This window comes from Curtobacterium sp. MCBD17_028, assembly GCF_003234875.1.
GTDB lineage: Bacteria > Actinomycetota > Actinomycetes > Actinomycetales > Microbacteriaceae > Curtobacterium.
Genome location: NZ_QKTQ01000007.1, coordinates 74,077 through 97,698, shown reverse-complemented (window position 1 = coordinate 97,698; position 23,622 = coordinate 74,077). Strand labels below are relative to the sequence as shown.

Annotated in this window: 19 protein-coding genes and 1 tRNA gene; 13 read left to right on the top strand and 7 right to left on the bottom strand. The window is 71.9% G+C overall.

Annotation, left to right across the window (positions count from 1 at the left end):
* Positions 1-2: 2 nt before the first annotated feature.
* Positions 3-1,823, bottom strand: coding sequence for a thiamine pyrophosphate-requiring protein (locus tag DEI86_RS10375; protein ID WP_111049475.1), 1,821 nt, complete (start codon positions 1,821-1,823; stop codon positions 3-5).
* Between the two features lie 164 nt (positions 1,824-1,987).
* Here DEI86_RS10375 and DEI86_RS10370 point away from each other — a divergent pair, with 164 nt between their 5' ends.
* Both DEI86_RS10370 and DEI86_RS10365 read left to right on the top strand, forming a co-directional pair.
* Positions 1,988-2,761, top strand: coding sequence for a LamB/YcsF family protein (locus DEI86_RS10370; protein WP_111049474.1), 774 nt, complete (start codon positions 1,988-1,990; stop codon positions 2,759-2,761).
* Positions 2,758-4,512: a 5-oxoprolinase/urea amidolyase family protein gene (locus DEI86_RS10365; RefSeq protein WP_258376513.1), complete on the top strand. Its 1,755-nt coding sequence runs from the start codon at positions 2,758-2,760 to the stop codon at positions 4,510-4,512. Before DEI86_RS10370 ends, DEI86_RS10365 begins: the two co-directional genes overlap by 4 nt.
* On the opposite strand, the gene DEI86_RS10360 is transcribed toward DEI86_RS10365, so the two are convergent.
* A complete protein-coding gene (locus tag DEI86_RS10360; protein WP_111010052.1) occupies positions 4,481-5,419 on the bottom strand; it encodes a sugar phosphate isomerase/epimerase in 939 nt (312 codons plus the stop codon). The two genes, DEI86_RS10365 and DEI86_RS10360, sit on opposite strands and share 32 nt — an antisense overlap.
* A complete protein-coding gene (locus DEI86_RS10355; protein WP_111013849.1) occupies positions 5,416-6,582 on the bottom strand; it encodes a Gfo/Idh/MocA family protein in 1,167 nt (388 codons plus the stop codon). The genes DEI86_RS10360 and DEI86_RS10355 overlap by 4 nt, the downstream gene beginning before the upstream one ends.
* A 156-nt stretch (positions 6,583-6,738) precedes the next feature.
* On the opposite strand from DEI86_RS10355, the gene DEI86_RS10350 reads away from it, so the two are divergent.
* From DEI86_RS10350 to DEI86_RS16705, 10 genes are all read left to right on the top strand, one after another.
* Positions 6,739-7,521, top strand: a complete 783-nt coding sequence (locus tag DEI86_RS10350) for an SDR family NAD(P)-dependent oxidoreductase (protein WP_111049473.1) — start codon at positions 6,739-6,741, stop codon at positions 7,519-7,521.
* Positions 7,522-7,632: 111 nt separating this feature from the next.
* A complete protein-coding gene (locus tag DEI86_RS10345) occupies positions 7,633-9,009 on the top strand; it encodes a glucose-6-phosphate dehydrogenase (RefSeq protein WP_111049472.1) in 1,377 nt (458 codons plus the stop codon).
* Positions 9,010-9,031: 22 nt separating this feature from the next.
* Positions 9,032-9,817, top strand: coding sequence for a dienelactone hydrolase family protein (locus DEI86_RS10340; RefSeq protein WP_111049471.1), 786 nt, complete (start codon positions 9,032-9,034; stop codon positions 9,815-9,817).
* Between the two features lie 162 nt (positions 9,818-9,979).
* A tRNA-Arg gene (locus DEI86_RS10335) sits at positions 9,980-10,052 on the top strand.
* Positions 10,053-10,406: 354 nt separating this feature from the next.
* The gene (locus DEI86_RS10330; RefSeq protein ID WP_111049470.1) at positions 10,407-11,507 is read left to right on the top strand and encodes an Lrp/AsnC family transcriptional regulator; all 1,101 of its coding nucleotides are present in this window, start codon (positions 10,407-10,409) and stop codon (positions 11,505-11,507) included.
* Positions 11,508-11,573: 66 nt separating this feature from the next.
* Positions 11,574-12,488 carry a polysaccharide deacetylase gene (locus DEI86_RS10325; RefSeq protein WP_111049469.1) on the top strand — a complete coding sequence of 305 codons (915 nt, stop codon included), beginning with the start codon at positions 11,574-11,576 and terminating at the stop codon, positions 12,486-12,488.
* Between the two features lie 88 nt (positions 12,489-12,576).
* Entirely contained in the window at positions 12,577-13,938 is a 1,362-nt protein-coding gene (locus tag DEI86_RS10320) for an MFS transporter (protein WP_220035649.1), read from the top strand.
* The gene (locus DEI86_RS10315; RefSeq protein WP_111049468.1) at positions 13,935-14,768 is read left to right on the top strand and encodes an SDR family NAD(P)-dependent oxidoreductase; all 834 of its coding nucleotides are present in this window, start codon (positions 13,935-13,937) and stop codon (positions 14,766-14,768) included. The genes DEI86_RS10320 and DEI86_RS10315 overlap by 4 nt, the downstream gene beginning before the upstream one ends.
* Positions 14,765-15,793, top strand: coding sequence for a ketopantoate reductase family protein (locus DEI86_RS16710; protein ID WP_220038509.1), 1,029 nt, complete (start codon positions 14,765-14,767; stop codon positions 15,791-15,793). The genes DEI86_RS10315 and DEI86_RS16710 overlap by 4 nt, the downstream gene beginning before the upstream one ends.
* Complete coding sequence (locus DEI86_RS16705) at positions 15,790-16,980, top strand: M20 family metallopeptidase (protein WP_220038508.1); 1,191 nt, start codon at positions 15,790-15,792, stop codon at positions 16,978-16,980. The genes DEI86_RS16710 and DEI86_RS16705 overlap by 4 nt, the downstream gene beginning before the upstream one ends.
* Positions 16,981-17,031: 51 nt before the next feature.
* Here DEI86_RS16705 and DEI86_RS10305 read toward each other — a convergent pair whose 3' ends face one another.
* The gene (locus DEI86_RS10305) at positions 17,032-17,697 is read right to left on the bottom strand and encodes a DUF4232 domain-containing protein (RefSeq protein WP_111049467.1); all 666 of its coding nucleotides are present in this window, start codon (positions 17,695-17,697) and stop codon (positions 17,032-17,034) included.
* Positions 17,698-17,768: 71 nt separating this feature from the next.
* Positions 17,769-19,265 carry a glycoside hydrolase family 6 protein gene (locus DEI86_RS10300; protein ID WP_181439754.1) on the bottom strand — a complete coding sequence of 499 codons (1,497 nt, stop codon included), beginning with the start codon at positions 19,263-19,265 and terminating at the stop codon, positions 17,769-17,771.
* A 500-nt stretch (positions 19,266-19,765) separates the two neighbouring features.
* Here DEI86_RS10300 and DEI86_RS10295 point away from each other — a divergent pair, with 500 nt between their 5' ends.
* Complete coding sequence (locus DEI86_RS10295; RefSeq protein ID WP_220035646.1) at positions 19,766-21,151, top strand: sugar porter family MFS transporter; 1,386 nt, start codon at positions 19,766-19,768, stop codon at positions 21,149-21,151.
* Positions 21,152-21,479: 328 nt separating this feature from the next.
* Here DEI86_RS10295 and DEI86_RS10290 read toward each other — a convergent pair whose 3' ends face one another.
* Together DEI86_RS10290 and pnuC are read right to left on the bottom strand one after the other, a co-directional pair.
* Positions 21,480-22,787 (bottom strand): GNAT family N-acetyltransferase, encoded by a 1,308-nt coding sequence (locus tag DEI86_RS10290; RefSeq protein ID WP_111049465.1) that lies wholly within the window; start codon positions 22,785-22,787, stop codon positions 21,480-21,482.
* Between the two features lie 110 nt (positions 22,788-22,897).
* A complete protein-coding gene (gene pnuC, locus DEI86_RS10285) occupies positions 22,898-23,563 on the bottom strand; it encodes a nicotinamide riboside transporter PnuC (protein WP_111010218.1) in 666 nt (221 codons plus the stop codon).
* Between the last annotated feature and the right edge of the window lie 59 nt (positions 23,564-23,622).

Below are 23,622 nucleotides of genomic sequence, written 5' to 3'. Positions count from 1 at the left end.
CGTTACTTCCGATCGCCGATGTGGAGCGCGTCCTTCACCCGCTCGATGCCCTCGGTCGCGAGCGCCGATGCCGAGTCCCGGATCACGCCGGCCTCCATCGGGTCGCCCTTGAGCAACGACTTGGCCGTGTTGAGCGCGTACTCACGGGTGATGTGCGGTGGGAGCGGCGGGACGTTGCGGCTGACGTAGGCGTCGATGAGCGTGACCCCGTCGTGCGCGAAGGCCTCGGCCACGGCGGACTCCACCTGGTCGTCACTGCGCACCTGGACGCCCCGGAACCCGAGGAGCTCGGCGTAGCCGGCGTAGTCCATCGACTCGACGTCCTGCGAGCCGCGCCACAGCGGATTGCCGTCCTCCGTGCGCATCTCCCACGAGACCTGCGCGAGGTCGTCGTTGTGCATGACCACGATGATGAACTGCTTGGTCTCCCACTGCTGCATGTACTTCTTCACGGTGATCAGCTCGTTCATGCCGAGCATCTGGAACGCGCCGTCACCGATGGTGCAGACCACCGTCTTGTCGGAGTGGGCCAGCTTCGCCGCGACCGCGTAGGGCATCGCCGCGAGCATGGTCGCCAGGCGGCCCGAGAGGTCGCCGCGCATGCCCCGCTTCAGGCGGATGTGGTGCCCGAACCAGTCGGCGGTCGTCCCGGCGTCCGCGGTGACGATCGCCCCGTCGGGCAGGTTCGCGTTCACGGCCTCGGTCACGCGCCGCGGGTTGACCCCGTCGTGGTACTCCTTCTGTGCCTGCGCGTGCATCTCCTGTTCCCAGTCCTGCATCTCGGCGGCGATCCGCTCCTGCCAGGACAGGTCGGCCTTCTGCTCGAGCAGGGGGAGGAGGGCCTCGAGCGTCGACTTCACGTCGCCCCAGAGGTTCAACTCCGTCGGGTAGCGCACGCCGAGCTGTTCGGGCTTGAGGTCGACCTGGATGCCACGCGCCTGGCCCGTCGCGGGCAGGAACTCGCCGTACGGGTAGTTCGTGCCGAGCAGCACGATGGTGTCGCAGCGCTTGATCTGGTGGAGGCTCGGCAGGGACCCGAGGAGACCGACCTGCTGCGTGTGGTACGGCACGTCGGACGGGATCACGTCCTTGCCGCGGAGCGCGGTGATGATGCCCGCTCCGGCCTTCTCGGCGGCGGCGAGGACCTCGTTGGTGGCGCCCGTCGCACCCGCGCCGACCAGGAACGTGACCTTCTCGCCCGCGTTGATGATGTCCGCCGCCTGGCGGATCTGCTCCATCGGGGGCGTGATCGCCGTCGACGGGATGGCTTCGCTCGAGCGCGAGACCCAGTGGGCCGACGGCGTTGCCTTGATGGTCATCGCCTGGACGTCGTGGGGGATCACGACGACCGCGGGCTGGAGACGGAGCCGGGCCGTGCGGAAGGCGGTGTCGATGACGGCGCTGGCCTGGTCGGGCGACACGATCGTCTCGACGTAGCAGGCAACGTCCGTGAACACGCGCTCGAGGTTGCTCTCTTGCTGGGTGAAGGTGCCGATCGAGTCGAGACCCTGCTGCCCGACGATCGCGACGACCGGCTGATTGTCCATCTGGGCGTCGTACAGCCCGTTGAGCATGTGGAACGCGCCGGGGCTCGAGGTCGCGACGCACACGCCGACCTCGCCCGTGAACTTGGCATGCGCCGTCGCCATGAGCGCGCAGATCTCCTCGTGCGTCGGGCGGATGTACTCGATGCCCGTCCCCGCACGATCGGTCTTGCCGAGTGCTCCGTCGAACGCGCCGATGCCGTCGCCGGGGAACCCGAAGATCCGGCTGACGCCCTGGTCCTTGATCCGCTCGATCAGGAACTCGCTCACGGTGGTCATCGCGTACCTCTCTTCGGCGCCGGGGTCGGGCGCCTGGGACTCGGGTGGTGGGACGGGGCCGTCCTCGTGTCTCCAGCGTGCTCCCTCCACGGGGCCGGGTTCCCAGCCCGTCGCCCGGTGGTGGAGGATCGGGGGAGCGGACCGGATGTGGAGGAACGGGCAGCATGACCACGATCGATCTCAACGCAGACCTCGGCGAGGGCTTCGGCCGGTGGACCCTCGGGGACGACGCCGCGATGCTCGATGTCGTCACGAGCGCGAACGTGGCGTGCGGATTCCACGCGGGCGACCCGTTGTCGCTCCGGTCCGTGCTCGAGCAGGCTGCCGCACGGCAGGTGTCGGTCGGCGCGCACGTCGCGTACCGGGACCTCGCCGGGTTCGGACGGCGGTACGTGGACGCCTCCCTGGACGAACTCGCAGCGGACGTGATCTACCAGATCGGCGCGCTGGCCGCCCTCGCCCGGGCAGCCGGGACGACCGTCCGTTACGTCAAGCCGCACGGCGCCCTCTACAACACCATCGCGGAGGGCGGACCGCACGCCGAGGCGGTCGTGCAGGCGGTCCTGGCGGTCGACCCGGGCCTCCCGGTCGTCGGTCTCGCCGGGTCCGCGTTCCTCGACCTCGCTCGCGATGCCGGGCTGCCCGTCGTGGCCGAGGCGTTCGCGGACCGTGCGTACGCCGCCGACGGGTCCCTCGTGTCCCGACGCCTTCCGGGGGCCGTGCTCCACGATCCGACCGAGATCGCCCAGCGCGTCGTCGCGATGGTCACCGGCGGGGCGGTCACCGCGGTCGACGGGACCAGCGTGCCGATCGACGCCGCGTCGATCTGCCTGCACGGGGACTCGCCCGGCGCGGTCGCCGCGGCGCTCGCCGTCCGGTCCGCACTCGGATCAGCGGGCGTGGTCCTGGCGCCGTTCGCGGCGGTCCGAGCGGCGTGACCGGCGCGGAGGGCGAGAGCGGGTCCGGGCGCGTGACCGACTCCGGCGCCCGGGCGCCCCGGGTGCTGCGCCTCGGCGTCGACGGCGTGCTCGTCGAGGTCCCCGACACGGCCGCCGCGCTCGCCCTGCACGCCGCGCTCCGGACGCTCGACCTGCCCGGGGTGACCGAACTGGTGCCCGCCGCGCGGACCGTCGCCGTCCGCTTCGCACCGGGCGCCACGACCGCCGACGCGATCGCCGCCGCGCTGCGCGGCGTACCGCTCGACGCGCCGCCGCCCGCCGCCGACGGTCTCGTCGTGGTGCCAGTGGTCTACGACGGCGAGGACCTCGACCACGTCGCCGACCGCACCGGCCTCAGCGTGGACGAGGTCGTCCGCCGGCACACCGCGCCGGAGTACTCGGTCGCGTTCACCGGGTTCGCGCCGGGGTTCGCCTACCTGGTCGGAGGCGACACGGTCCTCGACCTGCCGCGGCGCAGCAGTCCGCGCACGGCGATCCCCGCCGGTTCCGTCGCGATCGCGGGCGGCCACAGCGGCATCTACCCGCGGCCGAGCCCCGGCGGCTGGCATCTGCTCGGGCACACCGACCTGGTGATGTGGGACCCCCATCGGATCGGGGCGGAGGCCCTGCTCCGTCCCGGCATGCGCGTCCGGTTCCGCGCGGTCCACGCGGCGTCATCCGCCGCTGCGTCATCCGCCGCTGCGTCATCCGCCGCAGTGTCCCCGGCCGCACGCCTGACCGCCGTCGGTCGGGAGGCCCGACCCGCTCCAACGGAGCCGTCGCGTCCGACCGCTCCCAGGCGAGGCCTCGAGGTCCTGTCGCCCGGGCTGCTCAGCACCGTGCAGGACCTCGGCAGACCGGGCCGCGCGGCCCTCGGCGTCACCCGCTCCGGTGCGCTCGATCGCGTCGCCCACCGTCGCGCGAACCGTCTCGTCGGGAACGCGGCGGGCGCCGCGGCGGTCGAGCACGTCGGGGGAGGGCTCACCGTGCGGGCTCGTGGCGAGCTCGTCCTGGCGGTCACGGGCGGCGTCGGCGCGATCGAGGTCCTGCCCACGGCGGAAGGGACGCTCGACGAGCGATCGGTGCTGCTCCCGGGCGACGACGAGCCCGCGCGCCGGGCGGTGCCGATCGAGCCCGACCGTCCGTTCGCGCTGCACGACCGTGAGGTCCTGGTGCTCGGTGCGCCGACGACCGGGGCCGTCGCGACCCTCGCCGTCCTCGGTGGACTCGACCTGCCGCCCGTGCTCGGATCACGCGCGACCGACGTGCTGTCCGGTCTCGGGCCGGCACCGCTCCGGGCCGGCGACGTCCTGCCCATCGGGTCGGACACGGCGGCGGCGGTGGCCGACGCGGCGGAACCGGGCCCGGTCCTCCCGACCGTCGAGGACGTGGTCGACGTCCGGTTCGTGCCCGGACCCCGCGACGACTGGATCGACGGGGGTGCCGACGCCCTGCACGCGGTCGTCTGGCGGGTGACGCCACGCTCGAACCGTGTCGGGGTGCGGCTCGACGCGGGCAAGCACGCACTCGCGCGGAGCGTGGGCGGCGAGCTGCCGAGCGAGGCGGCGGTACCCGGGGCGATCCAGGTGCCACCCGAGGGTCGACCGGTCGTGTTCCTCGCCGACCACCCCGTCACGGGCGGCTACCCCGTGGTCGGCGTCGTCGTGCCCGAGGACCTCGGGCTCGTCGCGCAGGTACCGGTCGGCGGCGCGATCCGGTTCACACCGACGGCGAGTGCTCTTCGGCGATGAGCGGACGTAACGTCCGGTGCGCGATCCGGAGCCCCTCGAGCACCTTGTCGTCCGGGCCACTCCACAGCGGGTCTTCGTGCTCGACCGACAGCGTGCCCGTGAACCCGGCCTCGTACAGGCGGTCCACGACGTGCGACCAGTCGACCACGCCACGACCGGGCACGCGGAAGCGCCACCACCCCATGTCCCACGGGTCGTCGCCCTTGTCGACGAGCCCGAAGAAGCCGTAGCGGTCGCGCCGCGCCGGGAACAGTTCGACGTCCTTCGCCTGCGCGTGCACGATGTGCTCCGCGAACGGCAGGATCGTCTCGACCGGGTCGATGCCGATCCACGTCAGGTGCGACGGGTCCCAGTTCAGGCCGAACCCGAGGCCCGTCACCCACTCCCACAGCTCCGGGCTGTAGGCGATGTTCCCCGGGTAGCCGTCCGGGTGCCAGCCCTCCATGACGCAGTTCTCGATGATGAGCTTGACGTCGCGCTCGCCCGCGTAGTCCACGAGCTCGGGCAGCACGCGGTCGCCCTCTGCCATGTTCTCGCGCACGCTCTTGCTGTTGTCCCGGCCGATGAACGTGCCCACGTAGGGGACGCCGAGCCGCTGCGCTGCATCGATCGCGTGCTTGAGGTGCGTCCGGACCGCGTCACGACGCTCGGGGTCCTGGTGCAGGTTGTTCTCGTAGTAGGCGAGCGCGCTGATCTCGAGTCCCGTGCGCGCCATCAGGTCCTCGGTGGCGCTGGCGTCCTCGTCGGTGAAGGTCGCGACGGGCAGGTGCGAGGCCTCGAAGTCGCGGCCGCCGACGTTCGGCCACACGGCGACCTCGAGTCGCTCGTACCCCTGAGCGGCCGCGAACTCCGCGATCCGGCCGAGGTCCCATCCGGGCAGGCAGGCCGTGAGCATCCCGAGCTTCATGCGATGTCCTTCCAGGCTCCGTCACCGGCACTGGCGACGACGGCGTCGATGACGTGGGCGGCGCGCGCGCCGTCCGCGAACGTGGGCAGGCCCTCCGGCCACACGCCGCCGTCCCGTGAGGCACGGACGGCGGCGTAGGTGTCGCCGACGAACGCCGTGAAGGCGTCGAGGTACCCCTGCGGGTGACCCGATGGCACGACGGCCAACCGCCGCTGGTCCGGCGACCCCTGCGAGGGGTCGCGCACGAGGATCGTGGCGCCGGTCTCGGTGCCGAACCAGGCGGACTCCGGTTGCTCCTGGTCGAACGCGGCGCTCGAGCGGGTCCCGTCGACCTCGAACCACAGGCGGTTCTTGCGTCCGGCCGCGACCTGCGACACGACGACGTTCCCGATCCGGCCGTGGGTCGTGCGGAAGGTGGCCACCGCGGTGTCCTCGGTGGTGACGGGGGCCTGCGCGACGGGCACCGCGCCTCCCGGCACCGGATCGGGGTAGGGGGCGCCGGAGAAGGACGGCCCCGACGACGCCGGGCGCGTGGGGTAGACGATGTCGGCCGTGGCCGTCACGGTCGCGAATCGCTCGCCGGTGACGAACTCGACGAGGTCACACCAGTGCGACCCGATGTCGGCGAAGGCGCGCGACACACCGCCCGCTCCGGCGTCGACCCGCCAGCTCGACGAGCCCTCGTCGAGCATCCAGTCCTGCAGGTACGAGCCGTGGATCGCGAGCACGCGTCCGAGATCGCCGCCGGCGATCCGCGACCGGATCTCGCGCACGATCGGGTGGAAGCGGTAGACGAACGGGACGGTCGCGACGACACCGGCACGCTCGGCGGCGGCCGTGAGCTCGTCGGCCTGTGCGGCGTCGACCGCCAGGGGCTTCTCGCACACCACGTGGATCCCCGCCGCGATGATCGCCATCGTCTGCGGGTGGTGCTGGTCGTTCGGGGTGCACACGTGCACGACGTCGGGTGCGTCGGCGAGGAGCTCGTCGAGGTCGGCGTAGCCGCGCGGGAGCCCGAGGTGCTCGGCGACCTGTGCCGAGCGTTCGGGAGTGCGTCCGAGGACCCCGGTGACCACGGCACCGGCGGCGCGCGCCGATCGTACGTGGACGGTCGCGATCATGCCCGTGCCGATGACGGCGACGCGCAGCGGGGGTGTGTTCATGGATGCTCTGCGTTCCTCGGTTCCGGAGTGAGCGTATTGGTGACGCACGGCCACGTTCAAGGACTCACCGGCGAGCGTAACGTCGGGCCCCAACAGGTGCCGCTGGCCGCCCCGTGTGGTGGACGATCGTTCTCGGCGGACGAGTGTGGAGGAACGATGACGGTGTCCGGGGACTACCAGCTGCAGGGTCGGACCGTGATCGTGACGGGTGCGGGCTCCGGGATCGGGCAGGCGATCGCGCGCGCGTTCATCGGTCAGGGCTGCAACGTGGTCCTCGCCGGACGGCGCGAGGACGCACTCGCCGAGACCGCCGAGGGCGCGCCGGCCGAGCACGTCATCGCGGTGCCCACCGACGTGACCGACCGCGAGAGCGTGGCCGACCTCGTCGCGATCGCCGCCGATCGCTTCGGTCGGATCGACGTCGTGGTCAGCAACGCGGCCGCCTACACGGCGGGCGAGATCGACGAACTCGGTGAGGGCGACTACCGCTCCATGGTCGCGACGAACCTCGACGGCACCGTGCACCTCGTGCAGGAAGCGCTCCCGCACCTCGAGCGGGCGCGGGGCGTCATCCTGTTCACGACGAGCGCCTCCGGGCTCCGGGGGGACTGGCGCCAGGCCGTCTACAACGCCACGAAGGGCGCCATGACGACGCTCATGCAGTCGCTGGCGCTCGACCTCGGGGCGCGCGGCATCCGGGTCAACGCGGTGGCGCCGGCCCTGACCCGTACGGCGGCGAACGCGGAGCACTTCGCCGACCCGGACGTGGTCGCCCCACACGCCCAGCGGACCGCGCTCGGACGCATCGGCGAACCCGAGGACGTCGCGCCGGCGTTCCTCTTCCTCGCCAGCGACGACGCCCGCTACATCACGGGCGTCACGTTGCCGGTCGACGGAGGCACCACGGCGTCGACGGGCCAGGCGCACGTCGTCGGCTGACCACCGGTCGCGACCGCGCCCGGTCCTCAACAGCCGGGAGGCCCGTTCGAGGTTCCACAGTTCGGCCGGCGGTCGGAACCAGATCAGCGGTGCGTCGGTACGTTCGGAGCCATGGCGATCCAGACCACCCTCCTCATCCTCGGTGCCAGCGGCGACCTGACGAAGCGGCTCCTGCTGCCCGGCCTCGCCACACTCCTCGACGTCAAGCAGGACTGGGACATCGAGCTCATCGGCGCGGGCGTCGACGAGCTCTCGGACGAGGACTGGAAGCAGCGCGTCCGCGAGTCCTTCTCGAGCGCCGAGTGCTCCGGCGACCGCTTCGAGCAGATCATCGCGGCCAGCCACTACCGGAAGACGGACGTCACGAGCGCGGACGACCTCGGCGAGCTCCTGGCACAGTGCTCGCACGCGCCGGCGATCTACTTCGCCCTGCCGCCGGCGATCACCGAGCAGGCGTGCGAACAGCTCAAGGGCATGGACCTGCCCGACGGTGTGCGGCTCGCGATGGAGAAGCCGTTCGGCACCGACGCCGCGAGCGCCGAGAAGCTCAACGGGCTCCTCCACTCGTTCATCCCCGAGGAGCGCATCCACCGCGTCGACCACTTCCTCGGCCGCTCGACGGTGCTCAACCTCCTGGGCCTGCGGTTCTCGAACCGGATCATCGAGCCCCTGCTGTCGTCCACCCACGTCGAGAGCGTCGACATCATCTACGACGAGACCCTGGGCCTCGAGAACCGCGCGCGGTACTACGACCACGCCGGCGCGCTCACGGACATGATCCAGAGCCACCTGCTGCAGGTGCTCGCGGTCGTCGCGATGGAGGCCCCCGCCACGCTCGACGCCGACGACCTCCGCACGCAGAAGCAGCTCGTCTTCCGCGCCGTCAAGCCGTGGGGTGACGACCCGGCGACCGCCGGCAAGCGCGCCCGATACACCGCCGGTACCGTCGGAGACCGCCAGCTGCCGTCGTACGTCGACGAGGACGGTGTCGACCCGGCGAACCAGACCGAGACCCTGGCGCAGATGACCGTCGAGGTCGCGAACTGGCGGTGGGCCGGCGTTCCGTTCACCCTCCGCTCCGGTAAGGCCCTGGGTGAACCGCGGCGCGAGATCGTCATCAACTTCCGCCCCTCGCCGCACGTGCCGGACGGCGTCGGCGGCGAGCACGAGCAGGACCGGCTCCGCATCTGGATCGCCCCCGACGAGATGAGCCTCGAACTCAACGTCAACGGTCCCGGCGACCCGTACGTCGTCGACCGCGCGAAGCTCGAGACGAAGTTCAACCCGGGCCGACTCACGGCGTACGGCGAGGTCCTCGCCGGTGTGCTCGAGGGCGACGCCACGCTCTCGGTGCGCGGTGACAGCGCGGTGCAGTGCTGGCGCATCGTCCAGCCGGTCATCGACGCCTGGCGCAACGGCGAGAGCCCGATCGACGAGTACCCGGCCGGTTCGCACGGTCCGTCGAACTGGGACAACCTGCTCCACTGATCCCGGGCGTACGGTCGGACGCGTGGCAACCATCCAAGACATCCTGAACACCGTTCCCGAGCCCGTCGGGGCCGACGTCCGCACCGGCATCGTCGAGTACGACCACGACGGCACTCCGCTCGAGGGCATCCTCGCGAAGGACGCGAACCTCACCGGTCGGCGTCCCGCCGTGCTCGTCGTCCACGACTGGCACGGCGTGAACGAACATGTCGAGGCCCGCGTCACGATGCTGGCCCGCCTGGGCTACGTCGCGTTCGCGGCCGACATCTACGGCAAGGGCGTGCGCCCGACCGGAGCAGAGGCCGGAGAGGTCGCCGGCAGCTTCTACCAGGACCTCGGGCTCCTGCGTGCCCGTGCTCTCGCCGGACTCGACCGCCTGCTCGAGGACCCGCAGGTCGACCCCTCGCGCGTGGTGGTCATGGGGTACTGCTTCGGCGGCTCCACGGCCCTGGAACTCGCTCGGACCGGTGCGGACCTCGTGGGGGCGGTGTCGTTCCACGGCGGTCTGATCACCCACGATCCGTCCGACGCCGGCGACATCCGGGCGAAGCTCCTGGTGCTGACCGGTGCTGCCGATCCGATGGTCGGGGACGACAAGGTCCACGCGTGGCAGGACGAGATGCGCGCGGCGCCGCACGTCGACTGGCAGCTCGTGTCGTACGCGAACGCGATGCACGCGTTCGCCGTCCCCGGTACGGACGCGCCCGACCACGGCGCGCAGTACCAGGCGCTCGCCGACCACCGCTCCTGGCGTGCGCTCGAGGACTTCCTGACCGAGGTGTTCGGTCCGGAGCAGCTCGCGGCCTGACCGTCCGGGCGGGAGGTGCGGCGTGCCTCCCGTCCGGCGCCGCGCTGGCACCACCCGTTCGCGCCTCGATCGGCGCGCCCGGTCCCGTGCCCCGGGTCCCGTGCCCCGATTGGCGCGCCGGGTCCCGAGCCTGGTAGAGTCTTCCACGGCCGTTCGGCCACTGCGCTCGTAGCTCAATGGATAGAGCATCTGACTACGGATCAGAAGGTTGGGGGTTCGAGTCCCTTCGAGCGCACACTGTGTTGAGACAGCAGTGAACGAGAACGCCCCGGCATCGCCGGGGCGTTCTTCGTTGTCCCGGTGATCTCGGAACCGGAGCGACGTCGCGTCGAACGTCCTGGTGGCGACGCCCAGCGGCCGCCGCGTCCGCGCTGCTCGAGAGCGGCTGCTGTCCGCAGTCCGTGCGCAGCGGTCCTCGACCGGAGCCGGGACGGCCACGCGAGGAGGCCGCCCGCTGGACGACGGCGTCGCTGATCGGCGGTATCCGCGCGCATCGGTCCCGCCCTGCGCGTGAAAACTCTGTGTTACAGCCTTGCCGTGACCGATTTCAGCACTGGACGCCGCTTCCGTGACGGATTACCGTCGCCGTATGACGAGTTCGGGTGATCGCGGGTCCGTTGGGCCACCGGCCGCGGGGGACGTCGATGGCACCCCGGCCGACGGCAACGCTGGGACGCCCGATCCGATCGACCTCGCGCTCCTGACAGCGCTCGCTGCGGACGGTCGCGCTTCCTGGGCCGCCCTGGGCGAGGCATCCGGATGCTCGGCATCGACAGCACAGCGGCGGGTCGGTCGCTTGAACGTGCTGGGCTTCGTCCGGATCATCGCCGCGACCGACGTGCTCGCAGCCGGGTTCGGGGTGTCGGCGATGGTCCGGATGCGCTGTGGCGCGAGCCGGACGGCCGATCTCGTCGCACGACTGCAGAGCCGCCCCGAGGTCCGGTTCCTCGCCACGCTGACCGGCACTGCGGACTGCGTCGCCGAGCTCGTGGTCGAGCGGATCGCGGACATCGGACCCCTGCTCGCCGACATCGCGCCGGGCGGTGATGTCGAGACCGAGGCGTTGCCCGTGCTCCGCACGTTCACGGCACCCTTCACGGTGTTCCCGGGGAAGTCCCTCCCGATGCCCCTGAGCGCGACGGCCAACGCGCCTGCTCCGGACCTCGGCGCCGATGACGGGGTGCTGCCCACCGAGGTCGCCGCGACGCCGCTCGAGCGCGCGATGGTCGGCGCTCTCGTCCGTGATGGGCGGACGCCGCTGAACGACCTCGCGCGGCACCTCGATCGAACCGAGACCGCCACGCGTCGCGCGCTCGAGCAGCTCATCGCCTCCGGGCGGGTCCGCGTCGGACCACTGGTCGCGCCGGCGCTGCTCGGCCTGGGCACCGAGCTCATGGTCTGGATCTCGGTGGCGCCGGACCTGCTCGGTGCGGCCGCACGACAGCTCGCCCAGCACCCCGCCGTGCACTACGCGGCCGCGACCCTCGGACGGTACAACCTCATCGGCCAAGCGTTCCTCCGGGACTTCGCCGCGGTCTACACCTTCGCCACGGACGTGCTCGGAGCGCTGCCGGGTGTCCGCGAGGTCGACGTCACCGTGCAACTGACCACCAGGAAGCGCATGTGGCGCCGCATCGAGGACGGCCGGTTCGTCGACGCCGACGACGCGCAGGCCCCCGTGCTGACATGACCGGCACCGCGGCGGCCCCGACCGGGGTCGCCGCTCCGACCAACCCACCCGACGAGGAGTGACCCCATGAGCGAGATCGAGCAGCAGGAGCCCTGGCGCTGGCCCGAGGAGGTCTGGCGCGGCCACGTGGAGCGGGTGCGGGCCGGCCGCAGCCTCCTGCCCCCAGCGGGCCCCGGCCGCTGGCCGGACGGGGCACGCGTCGCGGTGGCGATCTCGTTCGATTCGGATCACGAGACCCCGGCACTCCGCGACGGCGAGACGTCACCCGGGCGCATGGCGCAAGGGGAGTACGGGGCCCGTGCAGCAGTGCCACGCATCCTCGAACTGCTCGACCGGTACGAGGCGCCCTCGTCGTTCTACATGCCGGCGGTCTGCGCGCTGCTGCGTCCGGACGAGGCCCCGACGTACGTCGAGCACGGCCACGAGGTCGCGGTGCACGGCTGGATCCACGAGCGGAACACGCTGCTGGCGCACGACGACGAGCTCGATCTGCTCGGGCGTGCGATGGAGGTGCTCGAGTCGCAGACGGGTGTGCGCCCGACGGGCATCCGAACGCCGTCCTGGGACTTCTCGGACTCGACGCTCGCCGTCGTCCGCGAGCTGGGGTTCACGTACGACTCGTCCTTGATGGCGGACGACGACCCCTACGAGATCCTGCAGGACGGTGAGCGCACCGGCATCGTGGAGATCCCGGTGGACTGGATCCGTGACGACGCTCCGTACCTGATGATGGAGCGGTTCCAGTCCCTCCGGCCGTACACGCCGCCGCGCGAGGTGGGCCGGATCTGGCGTGACGAGTTCGACGCCGCGTACGCGGCCGGTGGTGTGTTCCAGCTGACCATGCACCCCCACTTCATCGGGCACCGGTCGCGGCTGCTCGTGCTCGACGAGCTGCTCGCCCACATCCGCACGCACGACGACGTCTGGTTCGCCACACACGCCGACCTCGCCGCGCACGTGGCGCCCGGCCTGGCCGACTGAGTCGCCGGCGAGCACCCCGTCCGTCGACCGCGTACCGCTCCACCCGCCCATCCACCCCGTCCCGTTCCACCGACCAGAAGGGGTCATCGTGACCCAGGACGCAACCCCCGCAGCAGCGCTGCCCAACGCACCGACGGCGACCAGCACACCCCCGCCCGTCGCGACGAGTGACACGAAGCTGTCCCGCCGTGGCCGCAAGGCGATCCTCGCCGGCGGCATCGGCAACGTCGTCGAGTGGATCGACTGGTCCGTCTACACGACGTTCTCGTCCGTCTTCTCGCACCACTTCTTCCCGTCCGGTGACGACGCCGCCGCGCTCCTGGCGACGCTCGCGGTGTTCGCGGTCGGGTTCGTGATGCGCCCGGTGGGTGCGGCGGTGCTCGGGGCCTTCGCGGACCGCCACGGGCGCAAGAAGGGCCTCATGCTCACCATCGGGTTGATGGCGGCCGCGTCCCTGGTGATCGGCGTCACGCCGAGCTACTCGGTGATCGGGATCGGCGCGCCGATCGTGCTGCTGTTGGCCCGGCTCGTCCAGGGGTTCTCGGCCGGTGGCGAGTTCGGCTCCTCCTCCGCGTTCCTGGTCGAGTCCGCGGCACCGCGCCGCCGGGCGTTCGCGGGCTCGTGGCAGCAGGTCTCCGTCGGGGCGGGGGTGCTCGTGGCATCCGGCATCGGCGCGATCATCACCTCGACGTTCTCGGCGAGCGCCCTCGACGCCTGGGGTTGGCGCGCCGCCTTCGTGTTCTGCGCCGCGATCGGGCTCGTCGGGATCTGGCTGCGCACCAGCGTCGAGGAGACCGACTCGTTCACCACCCAGCGCCGCGACGACGAGGCCGGGGAGGTCCGGCGCCGCAACCCGATCGTCGCGATGTTCCGCGACCACCCCGGTGCCACGGCACGGGTGTTCGGCGTCACGATCGCGGGCACGCTCCTGTACTACATGTGGGTCTCGTACATGCCCACCTACGCCGCCGTCACGACGGGCCTGCCGCTCAACGAGGCGCTCCTGGCCAACGTGATCGCGATGGTCGTGTTCCTGGTGCTCCTGCCGTTCGCGGGTCTCCTGTCCGACAAGATCGGACGGAAGCCGACGATGTCGATCTTCGCCGGCGGGTTCCTCGTGTTCGCCTGGCCGGCGTTCACGATGCTGAACGGATCGTTCTGGATGCTCGTCCTCGTCGAGGTGATCGGGATCGTGCTGTTGCTCGGCTACTCGGCGAACTGCGCCGTGATCATGGCGGAGCAGTTCCCGCCCGAGGTGCGAGCCACCGGGATCGGCCTGCCGTACGCGTTGGCCGTCGCGATCTTCGGCGGAACCGCGCCGTACATCACCACCTGGATGAGCGGCGCGGGTCTCGGTCACGTCGTCTGGGTCTACTGCGCGATCGCCGCGGCGATCGGACTGGTCGTCTACCTGACCATGCCCGAGACCAAGGGCAAGGTCCTCAAGTGACGCGGCACGTGCTCGTGACCGGCGCCGCGAGCGGCATCGGTCTCGCGGTCGCGACCCGGTTCGCGACCGACGGCGCGCTCGTGACCATGGTCGACCTCCGCGCCGAGCCACTCGACGCGGCGTCCGCGTCGGTCGCGTCGGTCGCCGCACTCGGTCGGGAGGCGGTGGTCACCATCACCGCGGACCTCCGCGAACCCGACGGGCCCGCCGCGGTCGTCGACAGGGCATGGGACCGGGCGGTCGTCGACGTGCTCGTCAACGCGGCGGGCGTCTACCCGGCGACCCCGTTCCTCCAGCTCGAGGCGGCCACGTGGGACGCGGTCCAGGCGATCAACGTCCGCGCCCCGCTCCTCGCCACCGTCGCGCTCGCGCGGCGGGCCGAGACGGCGGGGACGCGGCCGTGCGTCGTGAACATCTCGTCCGGTTCTGCGCTGCGTGCGCGTCCCGGCGCGGCCCCGTACAGCACGTCGAAGGCCGCGCTGGAGATGGTGACCCGTGCCTCCGCACTCGAGCTCGGCGCCGCCGGCATCCGCGTCAACGCGGTCGCACCCGGGTTCGTCGACGTCGACAGCGACGTCAACCGTGTCACCGACGAGTACGCCGCAGCGGTGTCCGCCAACCCGCTCGGTCGTCGAGGCCGCCCGACCGACATCGCGAACGCCGTGGTCTGGCTGGCCGACGACACGGCGGCCGAGTGGGTGACCGGCTCGATCCTCCGGGTCGACGGCGGATCGTCGACCGGAGCTCACGCACTGCCCCTGAGTTGGGACCCGGTCGACGCGCGTGCCGACACGGACGACCAGCCCATCCGAGAGGAGACATCCGCATGACCACCGACCGCACCACCACGATCGTCGGCGCCGGCGCGATCGGGGGCACCCTCGCCGTGCACCTCGACGCCGCGGGCGTCCCGGTCCAGCTCGTCGACGCCGATCCCGCCCACGTGGCAGCGATCCGTGAGCGCGGGCTCACCCTGCTCACGCCCGACGGGGCGACGACCGCGCACGTGCCCGCGTACACGCTCGAGGACGCGCCCGACGAGCTCGGCCGGGTCCTGCTCGCCGTCAAGGCGCTCGCCACCGATGCGGCTGCCGCCTGGATCGCACCGCGGCTCCGCTCGGACGGGTTCGTGGCGTCGCTCCAGAACGGACTCAACGAGGCCACCATCGCCGGACACGTCGGTGTCGACCGGACCGTCATCGCCTTCGTCGACCTCTTCGCGGACGTGATGGAGCCGGGGGTCGTCAAGGACGGCGGCCACGGGGGCATGGCCCTCGGCGAGTTCGCCGGCGGGACGAGTGACCGCGTGCGCGACCTGGCCGCCGATCTGGCGCACTGGGGAAGCCCGGTCGTGTCCGCCAACGTCGAGGGCTTCCTCTGGTCGAAGCTCGGCTTCGGCGCGATGCTCACGGCCACCGCGCTCGCGGACGACGACATGAGCGACCTCATCGACCGCAACCGCGCCGTCATGACGACGCTGGCGCGCGAGGTGTTCGACGTCGCGGACGGCCGGGGGATCGCACTCGAGCCGTTCGACGCGTTCGACCCGCAGGCGTTCCGTTCCGGTGCCGATCCGGCGACCACCGAGCGTGCCCTCGACGACCTCGTCGCCTGGCTCGCCACGCAGTCGAAGACGCGGTCCGGCATCTGGCGGGACATCGCCGTCCGGCACCGGCGGACCGAGGTGCCGGCGCACTACCGCCCGGTCGTCGAGATGGGTACCGCGCAGGGCGTCGCGCTGCCCGCGATCGAGGCGCTCATCACCGCGATCGTGCGCCTCGAGGAGGGCGAGAGTGCGATGGACGAGGCCGCGATCGCCGCGCTCGCGCCGTCGACGGTCGGGGAGGCGCGATGACCGCCACCGGGACGACCACCGATCTGCTCGACTGGGTCGCCGGGCACCGCGACGCGATGGTGGGCGACGTCCTGGCGTACGTCGGGATCGAGACGCCCTCGGACGCGCCGGCGCTCCTCGCGGAGGGCCTCGCGTGGGTCGAGCAGTGGCTCGGCGAGACGGTCGGTGCTCCCACTGCTCGCGCCGTGCACCCGACCGACGGCCACGGTGACGTCGCGGTACTCGACCTGGAGGCGCCGCTCGGCTCCGACGTGTGGGTCACCGCGCTCTGTCACTACGACACCGTGTGGGCCGCCGGGACCATCGCTGCGCGTCCTGCCGCCGTGGACGGCGACCGGATGACCGGACCCGGGGTCTACGACATGAAGGCCGGACTGGTGCAGCTCGCGTGGGCGATCCGTGCCGTGGACGCCGCCGCACTCCCGCGTCCGAACATCCGCCTGCTGCTCAACGGCGACGAGGAGGTCGGCAGCAAGGGCTCCCGCACCGTCATCGAGGACACGGTCCGGCGCACCGACGGGCCCGTGCTGGTGTTCGAGGCGTCCGCCGGAGAGCACGGCGCACTGAAGACCGCCCGGAAGGGCGTCGGGCTGTTCGACATCGAGATCACCGGCGTCGAGGCGCACGCGGGACTCGACCCCCGCGCCGGGGCGAGCGCGGTGGACGAGCTCGCCCGGGTCGTGCTGACGCTCCACGGCGCGACGGACCTCGAGGCCGGGACGAGCTGCAACGTCGGTGTCGTCGCGGGCGGGACCCGTCCCAACGTCCGTGCGGGACACGCGTCCGCGGCGCTCGACGTCCGCGTCTCGTCGTCCGAGGAGGCGGACAGGATCGACGGCGTGCTCGCGGCGCTCACCCCGGAGGACCCACTGGCGACGATCACCGTCCACGGTGGGTGGAACCGACCGGTCATGGAGCGCACCGAGGCCAACGTCGCGCTGTTCGCACGTGCTGAGTCGGTCGCCCGCGGCATGGGGCTGACGGTCCAGGAGACGGCGGTCGGCGGCGCCAGTGACGGGAACTTCGCCTCTGCGCTCGGTCGCGCCGTGCTCGACGGACTGGGCGCCGTCGGTGACGGAGCGCACGCGCGGCACGAGTGGGCGAGCGTGCAGGGCATGGTGGAGCGGACCGCACTCGCGGCGGGCGTCCTCGTCGACCTGGCGAGTGGGACCGACGTGCGACGCTGAGTCCCGCGAGCAGGACGGCGGACGGGAGGCCAGGCCTCCCGTCCGCCGGTGTCAGGGGTGGGCGGGCCCGACCACGACCGCGCCCGTCGTCAGCAGGTGCACGGTGCCCGATGCGCAGGCCGTGTACGCCGTGTCCTTGATGAACAGCGACGTCTTCGACCCGGGCGGGTAGACCCGGAACCCGTCGGCCGGCTGCGGCGAGCACTCGGCGGCGTCGTACGCGGCGGCCTGGGTGATCTTGAGCGCGACCTGACCCTGCGCTCCCGGCCCGAGGGTGACGGTGTCGTGCTCGGAGGTCCGGTCGAGCTCGGCCGGCGCGCCGATCTGCTCGCCGTCCCCGCCGCCGACGAAGGACACGCCAGGCCAGCCTTGCAGGGTGCACGGCGTGGTGCCGGTGTTCGTCAGCGTCAGGACGATGCCGACGCTGCCGGCCGCACCGCCGGTGCCTTCCGCGGTACCTCCGCTGAGCTGATCCGTGGTGCAGCGGCCGCCGGCGGCCGAGGTCGAGCCGTCCGAGTCTCCGGTGCCGCTCCCACCGGTGCCGCTCCCGCCGGCGGTGACCGACGGGCTGGCGGTCGCGGTCGTGGTCGCCGTGGCGGTCCGCGTGGCCGTGACCGTCGGTCGGTCGGAGCCGCTGCCCGAGCCGGCGCAGCCGGTCAGGGCGATCACCGCGGCCAGGGCGGTTGCGGACGTGAGCACCATCGTCGTCGTCTTCACCAGGCCGACCCTAGCGCCGGCCTGGAACGGACCACGATGCGACTCGGAGGCTCCGATGCGGAATCGATACGTCAGTACCCGGCGTTCCGCGCGAGCTCGAGCGCGATGGTGTTCCACCAGGTCCCCGCGGCCGGTCCACCGTTGCACGTGCCGTCGGAGGCCCCGACGGTCTTGATCCACAACGCGGCGTCCTCGTTGCCGTGGCTGCTCGCCGCCGGTGCCTGGCCGATCGCGCGTCCCCGGGCGTTGCACCACTCGCCGTCGGAGCCGTTGCCGTTGCGCGACGTGTCGATGACGTAGTGCGCGCCGCCGAGCAGTCGGGAGACCTCGTCGGCGTAGGCCTGGACGTCGCTCGTCGACTTGTAGTTCGACACGTTCACGGCGAACCCGCGCACGCCCTGCACGCCGGCGGCGAGGAGGCGGGACACCATCGTCGCGGTGTCGACGCCGGAGTTGCTCGTCCCGGCGTCGAGGTAGACGGTGGCGCCCGCGGCGGTCAGGGTGGTCGCCGCAGCGCGCAGGAGGCCCGTGCGGTCACCTTGCACGTCGGGGCATCGGCCGAGTTGCAGCAGCGCATCGGGTTCGAGCACGACGGCGACCCGTCGGTGCGCGATGCCCGCGGCGATCTGGGCGATCCACCTCGGGTAGTCCGTCGCCGAGAAGCCCCCGGCCGAGTAGCTCCCGCAGTCGCGGCCGGGGATCCCGTAGACCACGAGCGTCCCGGTGCGGCCCGCGGCGACGGCGGCTCCGACGTACGCGGACGTGGTGGCGGCGACGGTCGCGATCGTGTTGCCGCTCCCGAGCCACCGCGTGCCGCCGTGCGCGCTGATCCGGTCGAGCACCGCGGCGTCGGTGGTGTCGCCGCTGGCCCGGAGCGCCGCAGCGGCGGCGACGGAGGGGTAGTCGGGGTCGACGTAGGGCGCGGCGGTGGTGAAGGGGTCCGTGCCGACGCTCGGCACCGGGGGCACCATCGGCGTGGGGGAGCCCTCGGCCCGCCACTGTGCGGTCGTGATCGGTGTGCTCACCCCGGCGACCCGCTTGACCACCTGCGACGATCCGACGCTGCTCAGGTAGTACGTGTCGGCCCGGTACGTCACGGACGATGCCGGGATGCTCGCGGTCTCGGCGGCCGTGGCGTGCCGCCAGACCCCGACCGGGGTGCGCACGATGATCTCGGAGGGGTTCGACGCGTAGCTCGAGTACTCCATCGCCGGGACCCGGTCGACGATGCGTGGCGTCGGCGTGCCCTGGGCCGTCCACTGCGCCGTGGTGACGGTGCTGACGAGGTCGCTCGACACCTTGTAGATCGGGCCGGTGGTCCCGACCCGGAGGAACTGTGTGTTCGCCAGGTACGTGACGGCGTCCGGCGGCACGGCGGCGGCCTCGGCCGGCGTGAGCAGACGGTAGCCCGCGGCGGTCTTGCCGATCACCTCGGCGGGCGCCGAGGCGTAGCGGACGTAGCCCGTGTAGGTGGTCGCCGCCGACGCGGCGCCCGGGCGGGCGAGTGCCGCCGCGAGGACGGCCACGACGACCGCGAGGAGGGCGACGACCGTGCGGACGTTGGACACGAGGGCGCGCCGGAGACGCGGCGCACAGGGGTTCGACACTGGTGCTCCGTGGTGGGGGGAGGGCGGGGGGAGTCGGCCGGAGCGGTGGCCGGGCCGCTCCTGATCAGCGGTCCGGCCCCTGGCCGACATCGAGGATCGCTCCTGCTCCCGGTGTCGGGGCAGCCTCCGTTCGGGGGGTGGTTCTGCCCCAGAACGGGGGTCGACCGCCACCCCCGGCGCGAGCGGTGGGGATCGTCGCCGTGATGTCCCGGTGGCCGCGCACGTCCTGACCCGGCGCGCCGCCCGATGACGGACGGTTGTGGCGGCCCGGCTGAACGACCACGCAGCCGTCCCGGCGTGCTCTGGACAGAACGCTGCGTCGAACGGCCCATCGCCGGTCACGTTCGCCGTCAGCGTTCGAAACGGGGAGTGAGCGCTCACTGTGAGCGCTCACCTCGACGTACACTCGACCGGGCGCCGAGCCAACCGGACTCGGCGGATGGGATGACGACGGAGTTGTGATGACATCGACGGAGATGACCGCGCGGGACGCCCGCAGGACGACCGGGCACCACCGCAGGGGGATCGTGGTGTGGGCCTCGGTGATCGCAGGGCTCGGAGGGTTCCTGTTCGGCTACGACACGGGCATCGTGTCGGCCGCGCTGCTGTACGTGGCGCCCGAGTACCACCTCGGTGAGTTCGGACAACAGTTCTTCGTGGCGATCCTGCTCGCCGGCGCCGTGATCGGCGTCATGGGCGGTGGTCCGGTGGTCGACCGCCTCGGTCGACGCCGCACCCTGATCCTGCTCGCCGCGATCTACATCGTCGGCGCGCTCGGCAGCTCGCTCATCGGCTGGCTCCCGCTCATCTACGTGTCGCGGTTCCTGCTCGGCCTGAGCGTCGGGTCGTCCTCGCTCGTCGTGCCGATGTACATCGCCGAGATCGCCCCGGCCCGCATCCGTGGCCGCCTCGTGTCGTTCAACCAGCTGTTCGTGGCGCTCGGCATCTTCGTGTCCTACCTGGTCGGCTACGCGTTCGCCCCGATCGAGGGTTGGCGTTGGATGATCGGCCTCGCCGCCGTGCCGGCCGTCGTCATGCTGGTCGGCCTCCTGCCGCTGCCCGAGAGCCCGCGCTGGCTCGCCGCGAAGGGCCGGGTCGACGACGCCCGCGCCGTCCTCGAGCGCATCCGGTCCACCGTGGCCGAGGCCGCGGCGGAGCTCGGTGACATCACCGGCGCGATCAAGTCCGAGCACGCGGTCAGCTACCGGTCGCTGTTCCGGACCCGCGGTGTCCGTCGCGGCATCGTGATCGGCGTCGTCGTCGCGGCCACGAACCAGCTGTCCGGGGTCAACGCGATCCTCTACTACGCGCCCACCATGCTGAAGTCCGCCGGATTCGGGGACTCGTCCGCGATCCTCAGCTCGGTCGGCATCGGCGGGGCATTCCTGCTGTTCACCCTGATCGGACTGCTGCTCGTCGACTTCCTCGGCCGCCGCTGGCTCCTGATCGGCGGGACCCTGATCGTCGCCATCGCGCTCGCCGCGATCGGTGCGCTCTACCTGTTCCCGCAGTCGTCGACGGTCGGCGTGCTCCTCGTCATCGGCCTCATGATCTACGAGGGCGTGTTCGCCGCGAGCCTCGGCATCGCGATCTGGCTCGTCAACAGCGAGGTCCTGCCCAACCGGGTCCGTGGCAAGGCGCAGTCCTTCGGCACGGTCACCCACTGGGGCCTCGACCTGATCATCTCGCTCGTGGTCCTCAGCGTGATCTCGGGCCTCAGCGCCACGACCCTGTTCTGGGCGTTCGCGGTCTTCGCGATCGCGGGCACGATCACGATGTGGAAGATCCTGCCGGAGACCAAGGGTCGGAGCCTCGAGGACATCGAGCGCCAGCTCGAGGAGGCGTAGGACCGGCGACGGGAGGAGCGGTGCGGACCCGCACCGCTCCTCCCGTCCGACGACGAGGATCGGGTGTCCTCCCGCTTCGGGTCACGGGAGGACACCCGCCGTTCGCCGCCGTGTCCTGCTGGTGGTCCAGGGACACGGGAGGCGCCGACCGGAACGGGGATGGTCGGCCTTCGCGACCCGATCGGCCGCGAGGAACGTCTGTGGTTGTCGGTGAGACGCCGACCCGGAACTGTTCGAGTTCCGCATTCACCGTCCCAACAGCGCACTGTACGTGTGTCCAGGTCCGGAGACAAGGGGTTGCGCGGAGCGTTCCCGTCCGTCGCCGGGGTCAGAAGTAGGCGATCTGGTGGGGGGTCCGGATGGGGACGAGCATGGCGCGGAGCCGCGCGGCCGCCCCGGCTTCCGCACGGACGAGGCCAGCGGCGACGAGCGTGCCGACGTCCACCGCGCCGAGCACGAGTGCGCCGAGTTCCGCGACGTCGAGTTCGACGTCGGCCTCGTCCTGTCCGCCCGCGGTCCGCTCGACCGTCGCACGGCCCTGGACCACCGACAACCGCAGCGTCCCGTCCGAGAACCCGAGTGCGTCGTGGACGCCGATCGTCACCGTGCCGTCCACCGCGAACGGGCGGGACGCGAACGTCGCCACCGGGTCGAGCACGCGGAACCAGACGTGGTCCTCCTCGAACACGGTGGACAGCGCACGGTCGTCGGCGAGCACGTGGAGGACCGGGTCGTCGACGCGGGCCGTCCCGTACCGGACCACGCGCACGAGGTCGACGGCGAGCAGGTGGTGCCAGAGCGCGATGTACGCCTCGTCCGTCGCGGCGACGAGGTCGACGATCTCGAGCCGCACCGCGTGCCGCTCCGTCTGCTCCGCCTTGTACGTCACGTAGCCGTCGACGGGCTCCGACCGGGAGGGCCGGTGCACGACCGCGCGCACCGCCCGGTTCGGCTCACCGTCGCCCTGGCGACCGAGGAGGGCGTTCCAGGTGCCCTCGTTCCGGGTCATCGAGCCCGGCGTCCGCGCGTGGAACCGCTCGTACACCTGTCGGGCGAGCCCCTGGGCCAGGACGGCGGTGTCGACCGGGGCGATCTCGCCCCTGGCCGGCACCAGCAGCGGGAGCGCCGCGGATCGGTCGACGTCGATCGTGCGCTCGCGGATCGCGGCGCCGAAGCCGAACCGGCGGTAGATCGTGCCTTCGCTCGCCGTCAGGCTCGCGAGCGGGTACCCCTCGTCCGCGGCACGCTGCAGGGAGTCGGTCATCATGCGCCGGAGGATGCCGCGTCGGCGTTCGGTCGGACGGACCGTCACCGACGCGATCGCGAAGGTGTCGATCTCGGTGCCGTCGCCCCAGCTCAGGCGCTTCGGGAGACTGCCGAACGTGCCGACGGGAGCGTCGACCTCGAGCGAGTCGGGCATGGGGTCGCGCCGGTGCACGCCGAGCAGCTCAGTCCGGTCGTCGATCACGTGCCGGACCATCCGCCCGAGACGGTCGGGGGCCACCTCGGGCTGGTGGAACCCGGCGTCGACGCTCGCGAAGAACGCGGTGGTCTGCGCGTCGGCCGTGCCCTCCGGGGTCAGGCCGGGCGAGAACCGGCGGATGGTGTAGCGGTCGTCGAAGCTGCTCTGGTCCACGTGCCCACGCTACCGACCGGCCTCTGCCCCCTTCCGCGGGATCGCAGTCGTTGCCGTTCTGGGATCGGTCAGAGCGGCGACGACTGCGATCTCGCCGAGGGGCGGCGCGGTCAGCCGACCGTCACCGGGGCTGCCGGCGGCTTCGTCCGGGTGCGCCGCCACACGAAGAACCCGGTGAGCGTGAACACCCCGTAGAACACGTACATGAGACCTGAGGCGTAGTAGCCAGCCGAGAACAGCAGCGGCACCCCGACGACGTCGACCGCCACCCAGATCAGCCAGAACTCGACCCAGCCCTTCGCCATGCCGTAGGTGGCCAGGAGCGACCCGACGAAGATCCACGCGTCGCTCCAGACGGGCTCGTACGACCCGAGCGCCCGGAAGATCGGGGTGAGCACGAGCGTCCCGCCGACCATGCCGACAGCGAGCAGGGCGCGCGTCCGCCACGAGGCCCACCGCGGCTCGACGACGGCGTCGCCGGGCTCGGGTCGCCGCGTCCACCGCCACCACCCGTACACGGACACCACGATGAACATGATCTGTCGCCCGGCCTGACCGAGCAGGTTGACGGGGTTCGGGGTGTCGAACACCGCGCCCATGAACACCGTGAACAGCAGCGCGTTGCCGACGATGCCGACGGGCCAGGCCCACACCCGACGGCGCATGCCGCCGAGCGCGCTGAGCAGGCCGAACACGTTGCCGACGATCTCGCGCCACAGCACGGTCTGGTCGCCGATGACGAGCTGCGCGTCGAACAGCCACCGCAGGAACGCCATGTTGCTCCACTCCGGGTCCACGGGTCGGGACCGCACCGGTCCATGCAACCGCATCCAGC